At 43.6% G+C, this 24,916-nt stretch carries 13 protein-coding genes; 9 read left to right on the top strand and 4 right to left on the bottom strand.

The features are described from left to right. Window positions 1-56 precede the first annotated feature (56 nt). Window positions 57-1,034, bottom strand: coding sequence for a tryptophan--tRNA ligase (trpS, locus tag AAA942_RS03905; RefSeq protein ID WP_338218924.1), 978 nt, complete (start codon window positions 1,032-1,034; stop codon window positions 57-59). Window positions 1,035-1,105: 71 nt separating this feature from the next. Between trpS and AAA942_RS03900 the strand changes: the two genes are divergently transcribed. The 5 genes from AAA942_RS03900 to AAA942_RS03880 all read left to right on the top strand — a co-directional run bounded on the left by AAA942_RS03900 (window position 1,106) and on the right by AAA942_RS03880 (window position 9,142). Further along, a complete protein-coding gene (locus tag AAA942_RS03900; RefSeq protein ID WP_338218923.1) occupies window positions 1,106-2,206 on the top strand; it encodes a DUF1573 domain-containing protein in 1,101 nt (366 codons plus the stop codon). Between the two features lie 39 nt (window positions 2,207-2,245). Then, the gene (locus tag AAA942_RS03895; RefSeq protein ID WP_338218922.1) at window positions 2,246-5,962 is read left to right on the top strand and encodes a T9SS type A sorting domain-containing protein; all 3,717 of its coding nucleotides are present in this window, start codon (window positions 2,246-2,248) and stop codon (window positions 5,960-5,962) included. A 9-nt stretch (window positions 5,963-5,971) separates the two neighbouring features. Next, the gene (locus AAA942_RS03890) at window positions 5,972-6,847 is read left to right on the top strand and encodes a hypothetical protein (RefSeq protein WP_338218921.1); all 876 of its coding nucleotides are present in this window, start codon (window positions 5,972-5,974) and stop codon (window positions 6,845-6,847) included. 51 nt (window positions 6,848-6,898) lie between these two features. Next, complete coding sequence (locus AAA942_RS03885) at window positions 6,899-7,948, top strand: acyloxyacyl hydrolase (protein ID WP_338218920.1); 1,050 nt, start codon at window positions 6,899-6,901, stop codon at window positions 7,946-7,948. Between the two features lie 561 nt (window positions 7,949-8,509). Further along, window positions 8,510-9,142, top strand: coding sequence for a response regulator transcription factor (locus tag AAA942_RS03880; RefSeq protein ID WP_338218919.1), 633 nt, complete (start codon window positions 8,510-8,512; stop codon window positions 9,140-9,142). A 25-nt stretch (window positions 9,143-9,167) separates the two neighbouring features. Here AAA942_RS03880 and AAA942_RS03875 read toward each other — a convergent pair whose 3' ends face one another. After that, the gene (locus tag AAA942_RS03875) at window positions 9,168-10,487 is read right to left on the bottom strand and encodes a TolB family protein (protein WP_338218918.1); all 1,320 of its coding nucleotides are present in this window, start codon (window positions 10,485-10,487) and stop codon (window positions 9,168-9,170) included. A 401-nt stretch (window positions 10,488-10,888) separates the two neighbouring features. Between AAA942_RS03875 and AAA942_RS03870 the strand changes: the two genes are divergently transcribed. The 3 genes from AAA942_RS03870 (at window position 10,889) to AAA942_RS03860 (ending at window position 14,601) form a co-directional block, all read left to right on the top strand. Then, window positions 10,889-11,758, top strand: coding sequence for a helix-turn-helix domain-containing protein (locus AAA942_RS03870; protein ID WP_338218917.1), 870 nt, complete (start codon window positions 10,889-10,891; stop codon window positions 11,756-11,758). 155 nt (window positions 11,759-11,913) lie between these two features. Then, window positions 11,914-12,546, top strand: coding sequence for a response regulator transcription factor (locus AAA942_RS03865; RefSeq protein ID WP_338218916.1), 633 nt, complete (start codon window positions 11,914-11,916; stop codon window positions 12,544-12,546). 87 nt (window positions 12,547-12,633) lie between these two features. After that, window positions 12,634-14,601, top strand: a complete 1,968-nt coding sequence (locus AAA942_RS03860; RefSeq protein WP_338218915.1) for a sensor histidine kinase — start codon at window positions 12,634-12,636, stop codon at window positions 14,599-14,601. 69 nt (window positions 14,602-14,670) lie between these two features. Here the strand turns inward: AAA942_RS03860 and AAA942_RS03855 are convergent, their stop codons facing one another. Together AAA942_RS03855 and AAA942_RS03850 are read right to left on the bottom strand one after the other, a co-directional pair. Continuing rightward, a complete protein-coding gene (locus AAA942_RS03855; protein ID WP_338218914.1) occupies window positions 14,671-17,907 on the bottom strand; it encodes an ATP-binding protein in 3,237 nt (1,078 codons plus the stop codon). A 58-nt stretch (window positions 17,908-17,965) separates the two neighbouring features. Next, window positions 17,966-18,958, bottom strand: coding sequence for an SDR family oxidoreductase (locus AAA942_RS03850; RefSeq protein WP_338218913.1), 993 nt, complete (start codon window positions 18,956-18,958; stop codon window positions 17,966-17,968). Window positions 18,959-19,172: 214 nt separating this feature from the next. On the opposite strand from AAA942_RS03850, the gene AAA942_RS03845 reads away from it, so the two are divergent. Continuing rightward, the gene (locus AAA942_RS03845) at window positions 19,173-24,734 is read left to right on the top strand and encodes an HYR domain-containing protein (RefSeq protein ID WP_338218912.1); all 5,562 of its coding nucleotides are present in this window, start codon (window positions 19,173-19,175) and stop codon (window positions 24,732-24,734) included. Window positions 24,735-24,916 lie beyond the last annotated feature (182 nt).

The following is a 24,916-nucleotide window of genomic DNA, read 5'->3' as shown; positions in this document are numbered from 1 at the left end:
ATGCCCCCAATAAGCCGTTAGTTATTGGGGGCATTTACTTTTTTAAAGGCCTTGATTTATTTGAAGCCTAGCTTTTCCCTGACTTGATTCAATAGGTTCAGAGCAATGCTTTTTGCTTTGGCCTCACCTGCTTCCAGTCTTTTTTCGATTTCATCCGGATGATTCATGAAATAATCGAAAGTCTCCCGTTCTTTCTTGAAAAGCGTCAGCACCAACTCCAGCAGCTCTTTTTTGGCATGTCCATAGCCATAATTTCCACCTAAGTATTTTCCTCTCATAGCTTCTGTTTGCTCAGAGGAGGCCAACAAAGAATAGAGCTTGAAAACCGTGCAGGTATCCGGGTCTTTTGGTTCTTCCAAAGGAGTACTATCCGTGACGATTAGGTTGATATTTTTCTTCAGCTCTTTTTCCGGAAGGAAAATATCAATAATGTTGTTGTAGGACTTGCTCATTTTCTGCCCGTCGGTACCGGGGATGATCATGACCTCCTCTGATATCCTGGCTTCGGGAAGGATAAGGATATCTTCTTCCATGATTCGGTTAAATGCACTTGCAATGTCCCTTGTCATTTCGAGGTGCTGAAGTTGATCCTTGCCTACAGGCACCAAGTCTGCGGAATACAGCAAAATATCCGATGCCATCAGAACCGGATAGGTAAATAGTCCCGCATTTACATCAGCCAGCCTGGAAGACTTGTCCTTGAAGCTATGCGCATTGGCCAGCATGGGGAATGGCGTGAAGCAATTGAGGTACCAAGTAAGCTCGGTGACTTCAGGAATTCGGGATTGCCGGTAGAATACCGTCTTTTCTATATCCAATCCAAAGGATAGCCAAGCAGCAGCTACTGCCAAAGTGTTTTGCTTCCTCAGGGCTGCATCCTTTCCGGTGGTAAGCGAATGGAAATCAGCGATGAAGATGAATGACTCGTCTTGTTGGTTTTGTCTGATGAGTTGGATAGCCGGAACGATGGCTCCCAAAATATTGCCCAAATGCGGGCGGCCGGAGCTTTGAATTCCCGTGAGTACTCTTGCCATTTCTTAGATTTTGGCGCAAATTAAGGATTTGATACTAGAATTGAAGGGTAAAATACCTGTAATTTGTCACTATGAAACTTCTCACCCAAGCTATTCTCACCGCACTTTTTTTTATCCTCATTAAGTCCTCTTTAGTGGCTCAAAGTTTAGACCCGCCAAAAATCATCTGGAAAGTTAACCGGGTTGAATTGGGGACCATATTGGAAGAGCAAGGCAATCAGGAAGTAACCTTTGAATTCACCAATTCCCAGGACTCTCTCTTTTTTATCGAAGATATTTGGTTGGAGTGCGGATGCACCACAGTGGAATTTTCGAAAGACACCTTGGTTCAAGGAGAATCCGGAACGGTACGGGTAAGCTTTGACCCAACATCTGCCTATGGTTTTTTCTCCAAATTGATCGTAGTCAAAGGGAATCTCTCAGGAGTGCAGGATTCCCTTTTCTTGGAAGGTACTTCCATTCCATATCCATCTGATCCTGTAAGGGCTTATCCTGTCAAAAACGGGGACCTGGGTTTTCGCTTGAAAAAAATCAACATGGGTGAGGTTTTTGACAATGAACCCAAGATCAAGTACGTCGAGTTTTTCAACTTTGGTACTCAGGACTTGGAGAAAGGGGCTTTTCGATCCGAAACTCCCTCGTATATCTGGGTAGAGCAGGTTCAGGACCTGGTCAGGTCTCAGGAAAGGGGACTTTTGATGATTCGCTACGAAAGTGCGAATAGAAATGGGGATTTGGGCTTTTTTGAAGATCAGGTTCCTGTGTTTTGGGAAAATATCGAGGGCAGCCGAATCAATTTGGAAATCATTGCAGACCTCTTTGAATATTTTCCGCCTGTTTCAAAAAATGAGATAGATGATTTGCCTCAGCTTTATATTCAGCAGAAGGAGATCGACCTTAAGGAAATCAGTTCCAAAAGCATTGTTAGGCGCACGGTGACTCTATCAAATCGAGGCAGAAAAGTGCTCGAAATAAGAAAAATTCAGGGCAATTGTGAATGTCTCATAATAGAATCCCCTAAGGACCAATTGAATCCGGGTGAAAGCTTGGAGTTGAGCTTGGCTTTTGATCCTAAGGGCCGAAAGGGAATTGATCAAAGGAATATCTATATCTTTACTAATGATCCGATAAATCCTGTGCAATTGGTCGTTTTGAAGAGTAGGATTGAGTGATTAAATGATTTTAGAGATAGGACAAATCCACTTTTACTCATGAACTATTTTAAGCAGGTAATTATATGTTTTAGTCTGGTTCTTTTTTTGATCCCTTTCTCTGTTTCTGCACAGTCTTCTTTTAGAATATTCCCATACTTGCAAGTGGCAGATGGTAATCTGGTTCAAATCAGATGGTTTTCTGCAGGTAGTCATTCCTCCTCTGTTTTAGTAAAAGACGATACGGGAAATATTCTTTTTTCTGGAAATGTCACCGGAATCAAACAGTCCGATTTATATTATACCGCCCTGGAAAGAAATGAAACTATTCCTGGACTGGAGGGGCAAAATTGGATAGGCGGGGAGGAGTATTTCAGATTTGACTCAAAGTTTAGAGTTCCTTTCGATACACAGATTGGATATGAAGTGACTTTAAATGGAGAGAAGTTTACAGGCAGCTTTAGATCTGCCCCCGATCCCAAAAGTTGGGAAAAAGTAAGAATAGTCGCTCTTTCTGATTCTGAAACTGAGCCTAGGGGAAGAGTGACCAACAGGGCCTGGTATCCCGGACAACCCCTTTTTCGCCCTTTTTCAACTCCTGCTCTTTGGAAGGAGAAATTTGGTACCACGTTGGAGCAGGGTTTTGAAATCCCAAACTACTTCCTGACCGAAAAAGCAGGGTATGCAGAGAATCTTAAGATTTTAAAAACCCGAGAGCCTGATTTGATCCTCATGCCCGGCGATTTGGTGCAAGGGGGAGGTTATATGCCAGGCTGGGATGAGTTTTGGAGACATAATGCCGGGGAATTTGACCAAATAGTAACCAAGATTCCGATTATCCCTGCTTTGGGCAATTGGGAAACTTTTGGCGCACTCAATGTGGGATATGGGGTCAATGAAAAAGGACAGTTTAATCCTATTGTAGGCAGATCCAGATTTCATTCCTTTTTTGAATTGGACTTTGGAGATCAACTCCAAAAACACCGCCAAAGCTATTATCGAACCGATTATGGCCCGGTGACGATCCTAACTCTAGACTCTACCAATGGAACTCCCGATGAAAAAAGATCTGATTATCCTGATGGACAAAAGCTGAAAGGGAAGGAATTTTCAGGTCCAGGTACCGATACGCAGGAAAACTTCACCCAATCCCAATATGATGCCGCAGGAGGAAAAGACTTGTCCGGTTTTGGTCCGGGTACTGCCCAATACGAATGGTTAGTCGCCAATCTTAAAGAAGCCAAAGAATTGGGTCAGTTGGTTTTTGTGCAGTTTCACCATATTCCTTATAGCTCAGGAGAACATGGAGTGCCCATGAATCACGAACTCAGCACCGGGCAGGGAGGTACGCCTATGCGGGTATTGCATCCGGTATTCGAAGAGTATGGTGTAATAGCCGTTTTGTCAGGCCATGATGAGATTTTTGAAAGAAGCTTTGTGGATACCAATGGTGATGGCAAAGGGGTACTCTACTACGACGTAGGTGTGGCAGGGGATGGATTACGGGGAGTGAAAAGAGACTGGCTAGGCAATCCTTTGCTTCCATTGGATTACAATTCCTTTTCCAAATGGACTGCTGATCAAAAATCGGCCGAGCAATGGAATACCTCCGGACCGGTTCCGATCTTGACAGATGGAGGCAAACACTACGGTCACTTGGAAATCAATATTTCCAAAATAAAAGATGGGACTAAAACCTTTGCTCAAATCGAATTTGATCCGGTTTATGTTTTTCCGGTCCTGAATTCCAGTTATGAATTGATAAGGACAGAGCGGAGAGTGTATGATGACCGGGTAAAAATTCTGGTAGAATTGGCTGAAGAAGTTCCTGAGCCAATTTTCAAAGAGAAAATAATTGTGGAGTTGAATCAATCCGGAGAGGTTTCAACAACTCTTGCCGATTATCTGGAAGGAGAGGTTTCTGCTGATTGGAAAGTCGAATTTTCCCGAAGTCCCAAGTATGACTGTTCAGATTTACAGGGGAGCGAAAATGAGCTTTTGATTACCGATTCAAAGGGTAATTCTTGGAAAAAGGTGGTTTTGGTAGAAGTAAAAGATTTGCTTCCTCCTACACTAAGCACTAGACTGCCTGTCCTCGATTTTGACTTGGTCAAAGGTGAATTGACCTTAAATCCAGAGGACTTTGTGGAGTCCCTGACCGATAACTGTTCCATTCAATCCCTGCAGCTGAGCAAGTCCAAAATCACCTGTGATGATTATGAATTGCCACAAGAGGTGGTATTGACAGCCAAAGATCAATCAGGCAATACGGTCACCAAGACAGTGACTTTCTCGGTCAATCCCTTTGAGTCTAAAAAAATATCCATTTCCCCTGAATCCGGTTCTACTTTCTTTGAAGGAGAAACAGTGGAAATCAGACTTGGGGAAGAGTTTGGTTTTGTGGTCAGCGGCTGGTATCGCAATGGAGAACTCCTACCCGAACTTAAAGGAAAGGCCATTGCAGTCGAGCAGCCGGGTATGTATTGGGCGGAGTTGTTTCCTGAAGGCGGAGGATGTTTGGTTGAGTCCAAGAAAACGGAGATTCGGTTTACGTCACTTCCTTTTGGAGAACTGAAGGAATCTGTAGAGTTGATTTTAGGACCTGAAGGAAAAGCCGATCTGAAGCCTTCGGATATCTTTGCCACCTGGCCTCTTTCCGATCCCAATCTTACGATCACCCTGCAGCAATCCAGCTTCACCTGTGCGGATTTGGGAGAAAAAATCATCGGAGTAGTGATCAAGAGCCCCTCCGGACAAACATGGGAGAGAACTATCCAAGTCAAGGTCAAAGATACCACTGCACCAATTCTGAAACCCAAAAATCTGAATTTGGGACTGGACGTGACCAAGGGATCAGTAAGTCTGAATCCGGATTTGATTTTGGACTCGGCCACGGATAATTGTGGGATCAAAGAAATCACCTTGGATCGTCAGGCCTTTGGTTGTGAGGACCTGGGCAAAACGATTGTAGTTAAAATCCGGGCTGTGGATCCGTCCGGAAATGTCGCTGAGGCGAATTGCGAAGTGATTATTCAGAGAATTGAGCCTTCTCCTGTTTTGCTGGAGGGAGTAAATCAAATATGTTCAGGAGAAGAAGCTCTTCTGGAATTGTCTTCCAATGCTGCTTTTGAAGTAATCCGCTGGAGACGAAACGGAGTGGAAATTCCGGATCAAAAGGCAAAAACCCTGACCACCAAGGAGCCTGGAGTTTATCATGCCGTAATAAGATATTCTGGAGGCTGTCTGTCAGAATCAAACACATTCGAAGTCAAAGTCAATCCTTTGCCTGAAGGGGAAATTGATGTGGATGGAAATATTCTCCGAGCCCCTGAGGGGAATTTTACCTATCAATGGTTCAGAAATGGTCAAGCCATTTCCTCTGCCACTTCCCGGACCTTGACCGTGGATCAAATGGGAGAATATGAAGTGGAATTGACCTCTCCTCAGGGCTGTTCTGCACGATTGGAGCCGGTGACCCTGACCATTTCTGGGATAGGAACTCCATTGGTCAGAAAAGCCCAAGCATTGAAAATTTACCCCAATCCGGCTCGGGAAAGGGTCAGCCTGGAGTTTGATGGAGAATTTGCTGAGAATCAGGAATTCGAACTGAAGCTGGTGGACGGAAATGGAAAAGATGTAAGCCGAATGGTCGATTTCCATCTCCTCGGCAGTCAAACCATCGAGCTATTTCTCAACGATTTGGCACCGGGCACGTACTTAGTTTGGGTTTTGGGTTCCCGTCAACAATCCTTTTTTGGTAAACTTGTCATCCAATAACTGATCATCATGTACAAAAATCTCTTTGCCTCTTTGGCATTTCTTTTTCTCACCTTTTCACAACAAATCCTCGCGCAATCTATTCCTTTCAAAAGCGGAAGGATTGCGATCAGCTCAGATGGAAACGAGCACGATGAGGACGATTGGGCAGCCACTCCTTTGACTCTGGCGCTTTTGGCTGCCAATGGACTAGAGGATGCTTTGGTCGTCTATACCTTCAGCGATCACATTTGGGGCTCCAACAAGGAAAAGCCCGGAGCTGCTGAGCAGATGAGAGAAAGTGCATTTATCGGAGCGAAAACCTTTGGCTTTAAAAAGACCAAATTTATCGAGGCAGTGACCGCCCAAAACTTTGCCATCATCGAATTGGCCACGCAAATCAATAAAAGTTCAGCCAAGAACCCGCTGACCATCATCGCCGCCGGTCCTATGGAGATTGTGGGTACAGCTATCAAAGAGGCCGATTCTACCAAGTTGAAATACGTTCGATTGATTTCCCATTCGACCTGGAACGATGAACACGCGGATAAGCCCTACGAGTGGGAGAGTCATTCCGGCTGGACCTGGGAGAAGATCAAAACGGAATTTGAAAAGCATGGCTTGCAACTGGACCATATCGCCGATCAAAACGGTGGGGAGGATTACGAAGGACTCAAAGCGCACAAATCCAAGTACGACTGGATGAAAAATTCTCCGGCAAGGGATAAATCTCCCTACTCCAAAGGGTCTTGGGATTGGCTGTATGGTCGACTCGAAGCCGCTCAAAAAGGGGAGGAGTTTGATCCCTCAGATGCAGGGATGATTATTTATCTGCTGACCGGAAAGGAAAAGACAGACCCGGAGGATGTGCGGGAAATGATGGAAAATCCCAAAAAATACAAGTAAGGAGAGCAATCTCCTTTTTTTGTTTTTCGTAGGGATAAAAAAATGCGGAAGATGAAAAGGAGTTTTTTGATCGGTATTTTTCTTTTTGCCTGGTCCATACTGGCCAAAAGTCAGAGTGGAACTCATCGATTGGGACTGGAAGGGCAATACGGATGGATCATTGCCCATAATCCCGAACTGGAACAGGTAGCTCAAAGCAGCCCGATAGCGGTGGGTTTCTCCTCCCAATGGATGAAAAATACCCGTAAAAACTGGGAGGCCTGCAATTGCTTTCATTACCTGGGACTTTCGCTTTCTGTGGTCGATTTTCAAAATTCAAAAGAACTGGGACAAGCATGGAATGTGGCAGGTACCTTCGAACCTATTCTTTTCCGGTCAGCAAAGTGGTCAGGGAGTTTGTCCACAGGTTTGGGCGTAAGCTATCTCACCCGGGTCTATGACCCGATCGAGAATCCCAGAAACACCTTTTTCAGTGCTCCGGTTAGCTTTTTGATCTTTTTAGCTCCAAAAATCTCCTATCAGCTTTCCGAAAAATGGGAATTCCAAGCCTCTCTGAACTACAGCCATATCTCTAACGGCGGTCAGCGTCAACCCAATCGGGGGATGAACTTTCCGATGCTGGGTTTGGGGATGGTGCATTACACAAGAAGGGGGGCACTGAATGAGTTTGAGAAAACGAAAACTGTCAAGGATTGGGAGTTTTATCTGGATTTGGGTTTCAATACTCAGGATGCCGGGGAGGATACCCGCAAACCCAATTTTGTCTTGGCGGGAGGGACTTATCGGAGGCTTGCCGGCATTTTGGCTTTGGGTGGAGGGTTGGAGCTGGCAAAGGATTTTTCACTGCTAGCCGATAGGAGTAGGGAAAGGCTGATTCCGGCGGCCTTTGCCGAGCCTCATCTGCTATTTGGTCGCTTTGATTTTGCGATGAGGTATGCCGCCTATCTGAGCAAGCCTGAAGGATATCAGGAGGACAAATCCTTTTACCAGCGCTACACGCTCAATTACCATTTAGGGAGGCATTTCCGCGTGGGTGCCGGCCTCAAAGCCCACGGACATGTGGCTGAGTATATGGATTTGAGACTGGGGTGGAGGTTTTGATTGGGGAAAAGTAGAGGCAATTGGTCAGGCCTGAAAGGCCGATTTATACCAACCCAGTCCGCCAGGGCTGGATTTTGCGATCCTCATGATCTCAGTTAGGCCTGAAGGGCCGGACATAAAAATCAAAAATGATTTACAAATTCGGTCTTACAGACCTCATAGTCCTTATGCATTTCCTAATTACCCCGGAGCTTATCCGCTCCGGGCTATCATAAACCAGGCCTTCAGCCTGGGTCCCTCTGGTGTGGCTTGGTAGGAGTTGCATGGAGGTCCAAGCCCGCCTGCGTCGGGCAGGCCCGCCTGCGATGGGCAGGTCAGGAGACTTGAACCAGTAAGGAGCACTTTTCAACTTTCCCACCTTTCAACCTTACCACTTTCCCACTTTGCAACCTTGAATCTTCCAATCTTCAAATTTTTCAATTTTTCAATAAACCATCCGGAGACTTGAACTTAAGAGAGCTCTGAAAGGGCGCAGAGTTTTAATTGTCTTTAATTTCTCTATATATTGTGTTGACCTGATTGATTAATTCCCAATCATTATATCTTTTAAAAATAATTTTTATGAATCTGTCAGTGGCCATAGTGGACGATCATGAGCTGTTTGCCGGAGGGCTGAAATTGATCTTGGATTCGCAGCCGGGTTTTCATTTTATCAGACACTTTAGAAATGGAAAAGAATGGATTGATTATCTGGAAGCAAATCTCAATGTGGATTTATTGGTTCTGGATCTGCAGATGCCCCTGATGAATGGCATGCAGGTCTTGCCCTACATGCGGCGAAATCATCCTCAGATCGGTATTTTGGTCGTATCCGGCAATCATACCTCGGCAAATATGGAGCTCTGCAAGAATTTGGGAGCCTTGGGTTTTGTAGGCAAAGATTCCAATCTATCGGTATTCCGGGATGCGCTTCAGGCTGTAGCCACCGGAAAAACCTATTTTCAGGAAATCAGCAAAGACCAGCAGAGGCCGGTTCGTGACTATGGGGCACTGACCAAACTCCGGGATACTTATCAGCTTTCCCCAAGGGAGATGGAAATCATTCAACTGATTCTCCATCAACTCGAAACGAAAGAAATTGCCGAAAAACTCCACCTTAGCCCTCTTACTGTCAAAACTCACCGGAAGAATATTTTTGCCAAACTCAAAGTGCATAATGTAGCCGGTTTGCATGGATTGCTTAGAGATCTCTGACGTTTGACCCCTTTTTTTTCTGGCACTAATCTCTGGTGATCGGCGACCAAACCGGATTGCTTCGTACTCCCGTTGAGTTAAAAGTGATCGCTTGAGGAGTTCCGTTGAGTTTGCTTTTAGCTAAGTAGTTATTAAGGTCAATGGATACAGCGAAGATGTATTCTGAGCCATCTGGGGAGACACTGAAAGAGGTTATTACTTCCGATACCGAGAATCCCAAGCTGTTGTTAATTTTTTGATCTTCGGTCCCATCGCTGTTCATTTGCCAAACTTCAGTACCAACACCAGGGACATTTTCCCTTTGGATATAAGTCAGCTTATTTCCTTGGAGTAGGGGAGTGGTAAAGGACAGATTGGACCCTTCTTTTAGATACTTCAGGCCTGACCCATCGAGATTGATCGAGGCTATTTTTTGTTCTACAGGCTCTCCCGGTCTGGAAATCAGAAAAGTGCCCAAGAATTTACTTCCATTTTCAATTACTTGACTCGCCACAAAAATTTCACCCGGATCGAATTCAATTACAGTTCTTTGGCCGGTTTCCATATCGTAGGTGACCGTTCTGGCTGCATTTCTAAAGGTCAGTTTTTTGCCGTCAGGATGCCATACTGGGAGAAATTGCGATGTAAAAGCCGGGTTTTCATTGGGTTCGAATGGAATCATTTCCAAGTTTTCTCCATCGACATCCATTATGTAAATCTGCTGGATCGTAGTGCCTTCCAATCGATCAGAAAATGCGATTTTTGTTCCATCAGGAGAGATGGCCATTCGAAAAGGTAAAATCACCTTATCCAAAATCACTTTTTCATCTGTACCATCCAGCTTGGATGAGTAAAATTTAAAATCGGTAAAGTTGACTGTCCCTTTACTGTAAGCTATTCGATCTCTTAAGATGGCTTTGCAGTCTACCTCAAACTCTACGGTAGCTGTACCATTGGTAGTGACGTTTACTTCCCGTACCATATTTCCGGTTCCGGTACAGTGATTGGAAATACCAGAAAGTTCGATGGAATACCTCCCCACTTTTTTATTGCTGATCGTGACTTCTTCTCTTGGTCCAACCTGCCGATTGGCACTGCCCTCTACGATCAGATTGTAGCCGTTGGGATCATCATCTTTCCCTACCGTGTTGATTTTGACTACGATCGTGCCTGTAGGATCGGGCTCATTTACTGGCGGAGCTGGGTTTTGGTCTTCATTGTCGCAGGATATCACGAATAAGACACCCAAAAGAACTAGTATTCTTCCACCTTTTTTCAGGCTGGATATCTTTGAAAAGGATTTTGCAAGGTGGGTTGGTGCCGAGTATGTCTCAGGGAAAAGCTGATCTAGATTTGACTTTTTCATAAAAGGAATGGATAAGAATGAATGGATTAAAAATGGTCTGAAAACTACTTTTCAAAATTCCGGCAAAGTCCAAATCAAAAAAATACCACTTAGGGTGTATTCTGAACTTAAAGTATATTGTCGAAATACCCCGTTTGGGGTATGGAAAAACAAATGAAAAAAGGTTGAGATAAATCTGTTTTTTCCTGATTTTTCAAAAAGAAGTTCTGTTTTGGTTCTTGTCTTTATCGCTGTTTAGTTCTATTTTGACTTTAGTCCAAAGTTAGTAGTACTTACACGCTGAAGGAGGTCGAGTTTCTGTTTGGATCAGGGTTTAAGCGAGAATGAAATTTTCAAGTGGCCCTTGATTTTATTCCAATAAGTTGACTAAAAAGCGGCTTTGATGATTTATCCAATCACCTATGAACGAAATCCGATTTTTTCCTCCTGATGATTCCTTAACCCCCTATGTCAACGGCTATTTATTTTCCAGTTATACCTTGGATGGAACCGAAAAGCCCTTTTTTACCCCAAAAGGAACAGCAGCACTGGTAATCAATATAGAGATCAGCGAAAGCTCTTATTTGGAATATCCCAAACCTGATGTCAAATTCTATTTTGAGAAGTATGCCCCGTATCTTTTTGGGCAGATGAGCAGATTGGGTAAATCCCATCTCGATGGGCAATTTGCTCCGTTTGTGATTGTATTTACCCCGACTGGTTTATATCATTTTCTGGATGAACCATCCAATCAAATGACGGACAAAGCACATAAACTGGAAGATCTGGGTTATCCTGAGCTGGCAAATAAGCTTAAACATCTTTTTGCAACCGCTTCTCATGTTGAGAATTGCATTCCGGAATTAAACCGGATTTTGAGTGATTATTTTAATTCCAAAACATTGAAAAATCCTGCTTTTGATATGGCTCCTGTTGCCAATGAGATCCTTTTGAGCAATGGGTTGGTTAGTTTGGATGCACTTATCGATCGACTGAAAAGCAATCCCCGTACTTTCCAGATTCAATTCAAAAACCAGGTAGGCTTATCTCCCAAATTGTTTTGTCGGATTACGCGGTTTAATTCACTTCTTGTGGCTTTGGATCAAAACCCAAAAGCAGATCTGTTGGAGCTTGCCCTTGATTTTGGCTACTCGGACAATCCTCATTTGTACAAGGATTTCAAACAGTTTGTCGGCATGACTCCCAGGCAATATCTGCGATTGATTTTGAATATCAATTCAGGGGTTGAATTGGAACTCAAAAGGAATCCTCCTAAGCTCAGACCATCCTAGCCTGATGGGGCTGAATGCTTCTGTTTTTTGAATTTTCTTTCAGAATTGCCTCATAAAAAATCTCTAATTCGCTTTTTTACAATTTTTCTATGGAGTTACTCCCTAAGATTGAATGATTTTGATAATTATTCTTTTTTAGGCAAATATTATTCGGTATGGGGGTTTCGATTTTATTGGCAGATGATCACCGGCTTTTCACTTTGGGAATCGAAAGAGTGCTCGAAAAGCATCCTGAATTTCAATGGATAGGTACGGTCGAAAATGGGAAAGAAGTACTCTTATTTCTTGAGAAAAATCAACAGGTAGATGTTTTGGTACTTGACCTGAATATGCCTCTGATGTGCGGAATGGAGGTTTTATCCCATCTCAACACGAACTATCCCGGATTGAAAAAACTGGTTCTCAGCAGCGAGCATACGCCTACTACCCTTGAAGCCTGCAAAATCTTGGGCGCAAATGGCTTTATCGGCAAAGATTCCTGTTTTGACAGTTTTCGGGAAGCTCTTGACACGGTAGCCCGGGGAGGAGAATATTTTCAGCCGGTCGGCGGACAGGGCGGAAGCATAGGTGGACTGGGGAATTGTCCTTTTCAAAAACTCAAATCGGAATTTGGACTTTCTGAGCGAGAGGCGGAAATCACCCGGCTGATTATGCAACAGCTGGAGACCAAACAAATCGCCGATCAACTTCAGCTCAGTCCCCTTACTGTGAAAACCCATCGGAAGAATATCTTTTCCAAACTCAAAGTGCATAATTTGGCCGGATTGATGGGGCTTTTGAAAGTCTAAAAATTGGTGTTTTCAGTAGCATAAGTTATTGGTATTAAGAGGATTTACCTTATTTTGATTCAAATGGTTTGTAAGCATCACTAACTTATGATTTTCCAGGTTCTTTTTTGTTTGGGGACGCTTTTCCAAACCGGAGATTTCCGGCCCGTTCCGCATGTGATTTTGGAGCATGAATTGCAAGAGCCTTGGAATATTCATCATGCCACCATTCATAGCTCGGTCTATTTTTTGGAGGATTCCGGATTTTCTCCCGAGGAAGCTTTCGCTAAGTATATCCAAGGTGAGTTTACTCAGATAAAGGGAAGAGCGAAGTTCAATAAAGGATACCAAACGGCAGATTGGTGGTTTGGGATTACTATTGAAAACGCAACCGACAGTGAGCAGATTTATGCCTTAGGGCCCTTCAATGCAGCGATTTACAAAGTGGATTTCTTTGAATTTGATGAGCAGGGGAATTTTGTAGATACGGATTCGGCTGGGTACTCTATTCCACTTTTATTGGGAAAGTTTAATGCCAGAAACGATGCTAGTTCTGTTCTTCTTCCTCCTAAGACGAAGAAAATATTTTTGATGAAAATCGATTATAACGGTGGGAGGTCCGGTACTGTTTTCTTCTTGCCCCATACCCATTTTAGTTTTATGGATGACGTTTGGAGAGGGTATTATGGGGGATATTTTATCGGTATTTATACGGCCGTTGTTGCCATTGCCTTTTTGGGTTTTCTGTTTTTCAGGAAAAAAGTCTTTCTGTACCTCTCCGCCTATTCCTTTTGTGGCTTGGTCAATTCCATGGATAATGACCGTATTTTGTTTATGATATTTGATAGCGAAACCTACACACCGATCGGGCCTTGGTTGTTTCCTGTTATTTTTCTTTTGTGGATGCTATTTATCATTCTATTTTCTATTGAGATTTTTAAGGTTTTTGGAAAAAGGGTGAGGCTAATTCCCGGACTCTATCCGATTATCTATGTGCAGTTTGGATTTCTTATCCTCCTGATTGGCTCCCATTTCTTTTTTGAATCAAAACAACTGGTCTTTTTCTATAGTCTTTGTCACTATTTGGGCTTTTTGGATATCGCCTTGTTTTTGGTCTTTTGTGTACTTCAGGTAAAAGTAAATCCCGGCCTTACCGCCTTTGTCTTTTTTTCTAAGGTCATTCTCGTCATTGATATTGGGCTGGTGTTTTTTATCCATTTAGGGAGCACATTGATTTTGCCTATTGAGTTGTATTTTCTCCAGTTTGGATTGCTCCTTGACCTTTTGCTGATCACGAGTGGCATGCTCTACAACTATTTCAGTTCGCAGGAGGAAAAGAACCAATTGCTTATTGAGCAAACAGAAACAGAGAAGAAGATTTTGAGGCTTTCTATCCAAGCTCAAGAGGAGGAAAGGCAGCGCATCGCCAAGGACCTGCACGATGACTTGGGTTCTAACTTGGCCATGATCAAACTCCGTATGGAGCTGATGATGGAGCATAAGCAGCTTCTCAACGGAAACAACCAATCCTTGAAAGAAATCCATCAAATGCTGGATGGGGCCTGCAAGGACCTGCGCTACATCTCTCACGAACTCATGCCTGCCGACCTCTCCACCAAGGTCATGCGCACCATGGTAGAAGAGCTGGTCGAAAAGCTCTCCGTACAGCGAAAAGTGGCTATCCATGCCCAAGTCGAGGATATTCCCATTCTCTCGGTGGATACCAAGGTCAATCTCTTCCGGATCATCAAAGAGCTGATGAACAACATTCTCAAGCATGCTCAGGCAACCCAGGCCACGATTCGCCTGGCTCAATCTTCAGATGGAAACCATATCACCTTGGAGATCAGTGACAATGGCAAAGGAATACCCAAGGAGGTTTTGGAAGGAAACTCCAAAGGCATGGGATTGAAAAATCTCGAAAAACGGGTGGAGTATCTGAAAGGGAAGCTGAGTATCAAAAGCAACCGATTGGGAACTCGGATTTTGGTGACTGTTCCGATGAATCCTCAACCTTCTGAAGCCATTTCGCAATCTGAAAGTCTGCCAAAGGTCCAAACAGCCAAAAGCCAATAGCAATAAATGATTTATTCCTGAAGTAAATTTTGCTCTCCCGTTTGCAAAAAACAGAATTTATATTCTACCCTATACGTATCCCGTTTGCTCTTTTCTCAAAAGTAGAATAAGCTCAGAAAATGTGGCTTTGGTGGAGTTTAGATCACTTTCTTTCCACATTTCCATACCTTTTCTGATGAGCTCATACGCTTGGTCAGGCATTCTCTGCTGAATTGGGTCCAAAAGACTTTGGCTCAGTTCCACTGCCTTTTTCCAATTTTCCTCCTCAACAGCCATTCCTAAAAGGGGGCCCTTATAGAGAAACTCAATAGGGTTGGTTCCTGGAAATTGTTCATAGGCCTCGATTGCGTAGTTCAGGAGCTGCTTGGCTTTTTCCTGATCTCCCAACTTCCAATGTGCCCAACCCAAAATGCTGTAAGAAACACCGATGTAGTAATGACTTTGGAGGAATTTGGCCAATTCCAATGCGCTTTCAGCATAAGCCATGGTTTTTGTCAAATCTCCTTTTTTCCGCATCGCAAGCGCGATATAGGATTTGCTGATCAGCAAGGAATCCATATCTCCTACATGTTCGATATACGGGAAGCTTTCCTGAAAGGCCTTTTCTGCCAAATCATGTTCATTTCTCCACATTCGGGCAAATCCGGTTTTGGCCAATGCCCTTCCTATCAGGGCTTGGTTTCCTGTCTGTAGGGCAGTTTCCAGTTGGAGACTCAATCGATCCATCGTGAAATCAGGCAGTTTGAAATACCTGAATTTTCGGAAATCAGAGAGGCAAATCGTTCCATAAAGTCGGTTTTTTTGTTCCAGACTTCCTGACATTTCTATGATGGGTTGAATCAGTTGGATGGTTTCATCCAATTCGCTTACCCTGTTTCCAAAGTAAAAAGCCCAAGCCAAATCCAGTTGAAGATTGATCCATTCATCTATCCAATTTTGGTCTTTTGACTCAACCCATTTCCCGAGTTCCTGTGCCGCCTGTTGATAGTTTTCTATCATTTTGGGGAAATTTCTTGCGGCATTGTAGGCAAGACCTTTTTGCCTCATGATTTGCGCCTTCTGGATTGAATCTTTTGAGTTCAGGTTGGAAAGAGCTTTTTCCAAAGCCAGGAGGGCATCATCGGTTTTTCCCAGCAGGCTGTAGATTGATCCTGCTTTTTGAAGAAAGCCACACCACTCCTTGGAGTAGGTACCATTTGCGGTTTTTTCGATTTCTTCGACTGCTTTCAGGTAAAGATTTAAGGCCTCCTGATTTGCATAGTTTTGCTCGGCCCGCTCAGCAGCCTTTTTGAAGTAATTCGTTGATTTGGAAGGTTCTCCGGCAAGGGAATAGTGAAATGCCAATTCAGGTGATAGCTCATCTAAGCGTTTGGGGAATATTTCTTCCAAAGATCTGGCGGTAAGAAGATGTAGGGCTTTCCTTTTTGAAATCAAAAGGCTTTGATAAGTGACATCGTGTGTGATCGCATGTTTGAAAATATACTCAGCACTGTCCCTGTTTCTGATGAGGGTTTTCCTTTCCAATTCATTAAGTGATTGATCTATATCCAATTTCCGCTCTTCTTGAATAGCGATATGTTTCAACACAATATCCTGAAAAATCCGCCCAATGACCGATGCATTCTGTAAGGTTTGCTTGCTTGAGGAGGGAAGCCGATCTATACGTGCGGCGATTACTCCCTGCAAGGTGTCAGGTACTTGGAGATCTTTTATATGCTCACTCACCCTTATTTTATTGGCTTCTAAAATGACCATCTCTGTTTCTATCAGCGATCGAAGCAATTCTTCCAAAAAGAAGGGGTTTCCTTCCGATTTGGAGAGAATCATGGATAATGTTTGCCGAGGAAGATGGTCTGTTTTGAGGAGGTTTTCCAAAAGCTCGGTGCTTTGGTCTGAGGTCAAAGGACTTAGCTCCAACTTTTCCAAATTGGTGGACTGAAGAGTCAGACCTTCAAACCATGCCTCTACATTTTCCTGATTTCTACTAATCAGCAAAAAGAAGATAGGGAGCTTCTTCGTGAGGGATAGGAGTTGGTTGAGTAGGAGAAAAGAAGTCTCATCAGCCCAATGCAAATCTTCGAATACCAAGACAAGAGGTTGTAAATGCGCAAGTTGGGCAATCACCTCGGTAAATGCCTGGTGCATTCTTGCTTGGATAGCTGAGGGCAAAACATCTTTGAAAATCTCTTCAAATTCCGATTTTGCCGGAAGTCCGCGAAGTCTGGATAGATAAGCTTTCAGTGAAGAAGAATTTTCCGGGAATGTTTTTACAAGAAATTCATCCAAGGCCGTTGCATAGATTTCAGGAGAGGAGTCCTTTTCTGTTTTGAGAATTTGATCCAAAAGAGAATTGATCAGGGAATAGCTAACTGAGGAAGTATGGGAGAAGGCTCTTCCTTCGTGCCATTGCACCTGATCGGAATATTTATTTCTCAATTCCGCAATAAGCCTGCTTTTTCCCATCCCTGCTTCTCCAATGAGCAAAAGCGCCCCTCCATTTCCATTTTCCAGGCTCTTTAGGTTTTTTGCTATAGTATTTATCTCGTTGTCGCGTCCAATTAAGGGAGAAAATAAGCCTTCGATTCCCCTTTCCTGCGTGACTTGCTTTTTGAGTCCTTTGAGCAAATAGATTGGGACTGGTTTTGATTTTCCTTTCAAGGATATCGGGGGCAAAGCATCAAATTCAAAATAAGGCTCAGTCAGTTTGAAGGTGCTGGGACCGACAAAAATCTGCCCTGCTTCAGACGCATCTTCCAATCTTGCGGCAAGATTTACTGCATCACCCATGACCGAATATTGCTGCCTAGCCTCAGAACCCAATCCACCGGCGACTACTATGCCCGAATTGATGCCAAAATGCATTCCTAGGCGAAGGCCATGCTCTTCGTTAAACAGCATTAAGGCATCCATCATCTCCAAAGCTGCTCGCAGGGCCATCTCAGCGTCATTTTCCCGGGCGATGGGTGCCCCAAAAAGAGCCATGATTTCATCTCCTATAAATTTGTCGATCGTTCCTCCATATCGTTCAACAATAGGTACCAATACATTGAAGCAGCCGTTCATTATCTCCCGGACTCGTTCTGGATCCAATTTCTCAGAAAGCGCTGTGAAGCCGGAAAGGTCAGCAAACATGACTGTGACGAGCTTTCGTTCGTCCAGATTTTTTGATTCCTGAGGTTGATCTTTGAGGGAGGCTAACTTTTGCTTCAATGGCTCGAGGGCAATATCCACCACAGCATCCCCCAAGATTTTTCGCTGAGCTTCAAGGGATTGAATCGCTTGCTCGATTTGTTGAATTTCGTTCAAATGCAGTTTTACCAAAGGCTAAGTGAAAGGATGGACATCGAAAAAGTGTAAATGGACTTCATGATCTAATTTCGAATTTTTTCCTCAAAAATTCCTCAGGATGGATCAGGCTGACTCCAAACTCTTCTGCGGTCTGTTGCATGGCTTTGGGAAGAGCATCATTGTTTGCGACAGCATAGTTTAAGGCCATGATATTTCCTGCCGCAGGATTGAACAATGGGAGGATTTTTGACATCATTCGAATCACAAAAGGAGGTGTTGATTTTACCTTGATTGGCTTGTTGTAAAGCTTTTCAAAAATTCCTTTTACCTCCAAAGGTGAAAGACCTTCCGGTCCTCCGATTTCCAGAGTTCGGTCAAAAGCTTTGGGATTACCAATGGAAGCAATGCAAAAGTCAGCCACATTCTCCACACTGATAAATGCATTTTTCCGATCACCTTTTCCGATGATGTTGAAGGTTCCTTTTTGTTCGATGTCGTTTTTTATTCCTGCAAAAAAGTCGTTAGAGAATTTGAAGGGTCTGGAAACGGTATTCACCTCAGTACCCCGGAGTGGGAGGGTGGTCCCAAAGAAGGCAAAATAAACTTCCATAAAGGCCGTCGGCTGAAGGATCGTGTAGGTCAGGCCGGAAGCTTTGAGATGGTTTTCCACCTGTCTTTTTGCCCGGCTCAGGGGTACGGTTTCTTCCAATTGGGAAAAGGGAAGGGCCGAAACGTAAATAAATTGTTTCACTCCTGCTTCCTTGGAGGCATCAATCAAGGCCTTTATTCCTTCCTCATCGGTTCTTTTTAAATCATCTCCTTTTTGGGTGGGAGTAGCGGTTGTGGCTGTACAGATAAGAATATCCATCCCTTTGAGGGCAGCCCGAAATGTATTGTGGTCCAGTAGGTCAAGCAGGCGAAAATCCACATTGGGAAGCTTTTCCAAGGGATTGGTATTGGATTTCTCGCGATGTCCGGCAAAAATGGAATGGCTGTTTTTACTTTCTGAAAGCTTGCGGACAATGGTATATCCCAACTGGCCTGTGGATCCAACGATTAAGATATTCATAGGCTAGGTTTTAGGTACTTGGGAAAATACTCATCTGATGTCGGTAGGGAAATACCCCCAAGGGGGTATTTGGACTGCAAGCTCCTAGTTGATAATACCTCCTAAGGAGTATTTTTTTTGGTGGTTGAGTTGAGGAACTTTAGGTGATTAAAGTTAAAGTCGGAATTCTATGGGTAATCCATAATTCTTTTACAAATCAAGGACCCTCAACCTCATGAAAAAACTTTTACTGCTCCTGGTATTATTGGCCTTCCATATTCCTTTGTTACGAGCTCAGGATGGCACCAATGACTTGAGTTTCAATTTCGGTAGCGTCAATTTTGGCGAAGGAGCAAACAGCTCTGTTTACACTATTGCCATCCAACCCGATGGAAAAATATTGATCGCAGGAGACTTCACTTCTTATAATGGGGCTGAAGTCAACCGAATCGCTAGACTAAATCCGGATGGAAGTTTGGATCCATCTTTTGATCCTGGCACAGGGGCAGAAGGGTTTGCCGCTAGTATCAGGACTATTATTCTTCAACCAGACGGTAAGATACTCGTAGGAGGAGTTTTCACTTCCTTCAATGGGGTGGGTAGAAACTATATTGCTCGATTGAATGCGGATGGAAGTTTGGATACATCCTTTAATCCTGGCACAGGGGCAAGCAGTTTCATTTTTGCTTTAGCTATACAATCTGATGGTAAAATATTGATCGGAGGGGACTTTGTTGAATTTAATGGGTTTCAAACTAACGGAATTGCCAGGTTGAACCTTGACGGTAGCATAGACGATTCCTTTAATACTGGTACAGGAGTACTTGGTGGCCTCCGGACAATTGCCTTGCAATCTGATGGTAAGATTATGATAGGGGGGCAATTCACTGAATATAATGGTGTATCCAGAAATCATATAGCCCGAATAAATTCTGACGGAAGCCTTGACGCTTCATTTGATCCTGGTATTGGTCCAGACGCTGGTGTTACGACACTGGTAATTCAACCTGATAATAAAATTCTTATCGGTGGCTTTTTTTCTGCCTATAACGAGGTACAAAGGATCGAGGTCGCTCGGTTGAACTCAGATGGAAGTTTGGATGCCTCTTTCGATCGTGGTCCATTAATTGCGAGTATTCTTTTAAAACTCGTCCTTCAGCCCGACGGAAAGATCTTGATCTGTGGCGGAAATGGCCTTCTAGCTCGTTTAAATCCAGATGGGAGTACAGATACTGGGTTTGATACAGGAGAGGGAATTAATAATACAGTTCTAGCCTTAGTAATACAACCGGATGGAAAAGTTCTTATTGGGGGCGATTTCACAACCTACGATGGAGTCAATCGAGAAAGGGTCAACCGGGTATTGAATACTGTAGGGGTTGCAATTGACACCGAAGCTCCGGTAATCAACGACTGCCCGACCAACATTACTGTATCCAATGATTCCGGAAGTTGCGGGGCGATAGTCAACTGGACTCCTCCAACAGGAACCGACAACAGCGGTTCGGTGACGCTCACGAGCAACTTCGAACCCGGAAGTTCTTTCCCTGTGGGGACCACCGTGGTGACTTATACCGCTACCGATCCTTCGGGCAATTCGGCGACTTGCAGTTTTGAGGTCAATGTGGTGGATAGTGAAGCGCCCGCTATCACCTGTCCAGCCGATATTACCACGACTGTTGCTTTCGGGGAAACCGGAGCTGTGGTGACTTTTGACTTGCCGACTGCCACAGACAATTGTGGAACGGCTAATGTGGTCTTTTTCTCAGGCTTGGAAAGCGGGTCAGTATTCCCAATAGGAACCACCTCGGTGATCTACTCCGCCATTGAGGCGGCTGGAAATTCAGCAAGTTGCAGCTTTACCGTGACTGTCACAGCAGAAGGTGATACCGAAGCCCCGGTAATCAACGACTGCCCGACTAACATTACCGTATCCAATGATTCCGGAAGTTGTGTGGCGATTGTCAACTGGACTCCTCCAACAGGAACCGACAACAGCGGTTCGGTGACGCTTACAAGCAACTTCGAACCCGGAAGTTCTTTCCCTGTGGGTACTACGGTGGTGACTTACACCGCTACCGATCTTTCGGGCAATTCGGCAACTTGCTCTTTTGAAGTGAATGTGGTGGATACTGAAGCGCCCGCTATCACCTGTCCAGCCGATATAATTACGACTGTTGCTTTTGGGGAAACCCGAGCAGTGGTGACTTTTGACTTGCCTACAGCCACAGACAATTGTGGAGTTCCGGTCCTTCAGCTTATCGATGGGCTGGCAAGCGGTTCTCTTTTCCCAATCGGCATTACCACCGTGAGCTATCAAGCTGCTGATGCAGCAGGAAACACGCAAAATTGCAGCTTTTCGGTGACTGTCACAGCAGAAGGTGATACCGAAGCTCCGGTAATCAACGACTGCCCGACTAACATTACTGTATCCAATGATTCAGGAAGTTGCGGAGCCGTGGTCAACTGGACTCCTCCAACAGGAACCGACAACAGCGGATCGGTGACGCTCACGAGCAACTTCGAACCCGGAAGCTCTTTCCCTGTGGGGACCACGTTGGTGACTTATACCGCCACAGATCTTTCGGACAATTCGGCGACTTGCAGTTTTGAAGTGAATGTGGTGGATAGTGAAGCGCCGGTAATCAGCTGCCCTGAAAACATCGCTACTTCGGTTGCTTTTGGGCAAACTGGTGCAGTGGTGACTTTTGACTTGCCTACAGCTACAGACAACTGCGGAGTTCCGGTCCTTCAGCTTACCGATGGGCTGGCAAGCGGTTCTCTTTTCCCAATCGGCACGACAACCGTGACCTATCAAGCTGCTGATGCAGCAGGAAACACCCAAAACTGCAGCTTTACGGTGACTGTAACTGCGGAAGGGGACACCGAAGCCCCGGTAATCAACGACTGCCCGACTAACATTACTGTATCCAATGATTCAGGAAGTTGCGGAGCCGTGGTCAACTGGACTCCTCCAACAGGAACCGACAACAGCGGATCGGTGACGCTCACGAGCAACTTCGAACCCGGAAGTTCTTTCCCTGTGGGGACTACGGTGGTGACTTATACGGCTTCCGATCCTTCAGGCAATTCGGCGACTTGCTCTTTTGAGGTGAATGTGGTGGATAGCGATGCGCCTGTAGTTGAATTTATAGAAAATATTTCGCTAATAACTCCAAGAGGTGTTTGTAGCTCAGTTGTTGATATTATAACACCTTCAGCCACAGACAATTGTTCGTCTGCTATTGTGAATGGGATAAGAAGTGATGGTTTGGCACTCAATGATCCTTACCCGGTTGGATTGACTTCAATAATTTGGGAGGCAACAGATGAAACAGGTAATGTTTCTTCATCTCTTGTGCAACAAATTGAAATAGTAGAAGATTTGACTGAAAATGTTATCTCGGGTAGTTTGGATTTTGATTTTCCTAAGGTAGAAATAGGATTGAATTTTGGGTCAACAGGAAATGTTTTCACAACTAAAATTCAGTCAGACGGAAAAATTCTAATTGGGGGTACTTTTGCCATTTTGAATAGCAGGACTATTCTTAGAGGGAATTTGGCTAGGCTAAATTCTGATGGCACATTGGATGAAGGTTTTAATATTGGAAGTGGTTCAAATGGAAGAATTTTTTCAATCGCTATTCTTGGGGATGGTAAAATACTCGTTGGGGGAAATTTCTCTTCTTTCCAAGGTGCTCCAGTTGAAAATATAGTTAGACTTAATTCCGATGGAAGTCTTGATGAGTCCTTTAATTTCGGAGTTAATCGATTAAATTTTGAAGGACTATCGGTAAGGGCTATTCAACCTCTACCTAATGGGCAAATTTTAATTGCAGGTAGATTCCGTCGACTGAATGGAAGAACAACTTCTGGACTTGCTAGATTAAATCAAGATGGTTCTCTTGATAATTCATTCATATTTCCTCCCAATTTGGGTGATTTCACTTCCTTGATAAAAACTATGGATAATAAGGTATTCGCGGGAGGGAGAACCTTGATTCGATTGAATGAAGAGGGAAGGCCTGATCTAAGCATCGATTTGTCAAGCATAACAGGAGAATTAGGGTCGGAAATAAGAAGTATGATTTTACAACAAGATGGGAAACTCATAGTGGTTGGCGTAAATCCAAGGAATTTTGGAATAAATCAATCATCTGGTTTTGCTATCAGAATAGATACCCAATTTGGCATAAAGGATCCAAGCTTTAATTCAGGAAGAATTCAGGGTAGCGCTGGTGTAAATGCTGTCACAGTTCAAAAAGATGGCAAAATTATTATTGCTGGTGAGTTTAGTAGAATAAATAACACCAGAGTTTTTGGGATTGCCAGATTAAATGTAGATGGTTCTTTGGATGAAAGGTTTTCCCCGCCTTTTGCTTTTGGAGCTCAGTCTTTGGCAGTTCAATCAGACGGAAAGATTTTGGTTTCAGGTAGCTCATTTTCTTCATCGGGTACATTTAAGAGAGGGATAGCAAGATTATATAATGACACTTGTGGTATAATTCAATGTAATGTTATTGCAAGGGCTAAGAATGTCGTTGTGAAACTTGATGAAAACGGTTTAGGGGTTCTGAACCCGTCAGATGTGGATGACGGTTCAACTTCAGATTGTTTGGACGACCGTCTCCAATTTCAATTGACAAAGTCCGTGTTTTCCTGTGATGACTTAGGCCTAAATCAAGTGTCTCTTAAAGTTCGAGGTCTTGATGGTGCAGAGGGTCAAACAATCTTTTCTGTTACCGTTATAGATGAAATAAAACCAAGAATTTTAATTCCCAGAACACCAATTTTTACCAGAATCACAAATAGGCCATATGTTGTGCCAGACTTTACCAATAGTATTCGGGTAGTTGAAAATTGCATTTTGGAGAGTTATACTCAGGATCCAATGCCAGGAACAATAATTGAGAAACCCGGAAATTATAATATCACTCTAGTTGCTAAGGATTTAAGTGGAAATTCGACAAAATCCACTTTCACTTTGAGAATATTTGGTCGAGTGAGTAATTTCCTCAATAGAACAAGTGAAACTTCAAATAATGACATAATTGAGGTGCCGTGGAATACTCCATTAAATTCTATAATATCAGAATACTTTATGCTTGAAAATGAAAGTGATAAAGAATTTTTTGAATCTATTGATTGGATTAAAAACAGCTACGATCCACTTCAGCCAGGTTTCTATCAAATTCAAGGGACACTTTCGATTGAAGGTGGTAATAAAGGAATATCGAACTCTCTGTTTGAACTTCCAATAATAATAGGTGATAAGCCTTACCCCCAGGATATTCTTGTTATTGAAAATAGATTCCCGAATAAATTAAAGTTTGGTGATTCTTTGTCAAGTTTAATCACAATAGATCCTACTGACCACATACACACTTACACCATGGATCCGCATCCTGATGTGTATTTGGAGAATAACAGCCTCTTGTGGAAAGGAAATAATCCTCCAGATTCCAAAATAACGGTGAACGTTTACAGCACTGACCGAGCCGGACAGACGATAAGCAGAGAGATTACGCTGTTCAGAGAAGTAGATCCAAGTGGAATTTTGGTATATCCTAATCCTGCCCAGAACGAATCCAATATTCTGGTCGAGCTAGCAGGTCAAGCGCAGGTGAAAATCCGAGTCTTTGATGCAGCCGGAAGAACCGTATATCAAGAGGAAGGGGAGTATGCTGAGACGTTTGTCAGAAATCTTGATGTAAGGCTATGGAGCTCAGGATTGTACCATGTCGTCGTGCAAGTGGATAATAAAGTATTTACCGGCAAGTTGGTGAAGGAATTGTAAGCTGAATGACATGGATTGGCCCCAAGGAATCATTTTCTTGGGGGCTTTTTTGTGCTATGATATTTGGAGAATACCAAAAGCTCGATGGTTAAAGTCTGCAATTAATTTTAGTTCATAATACCCCCTGAGGAGTATTTCAGAATCTTGGTATTTGGGCAAACTTACTTTTCTAAATCAAAGTC

It is taken from the genome of Algoriphagus sp. oki45 (assembly GCF_036245605.1).
In the GTDB taxonomy this organism is placed as follows: Bacteria; Bacteroidota; Bacteroidia; order Cytophagales; family Cyclobacteriaceae; genus Algoriphagus.
The sequence above is the reverse complement of the archived record's forward strand: the minus strand, read 5'-3'. Positions and strand labels throughout refer to the sequence as shown.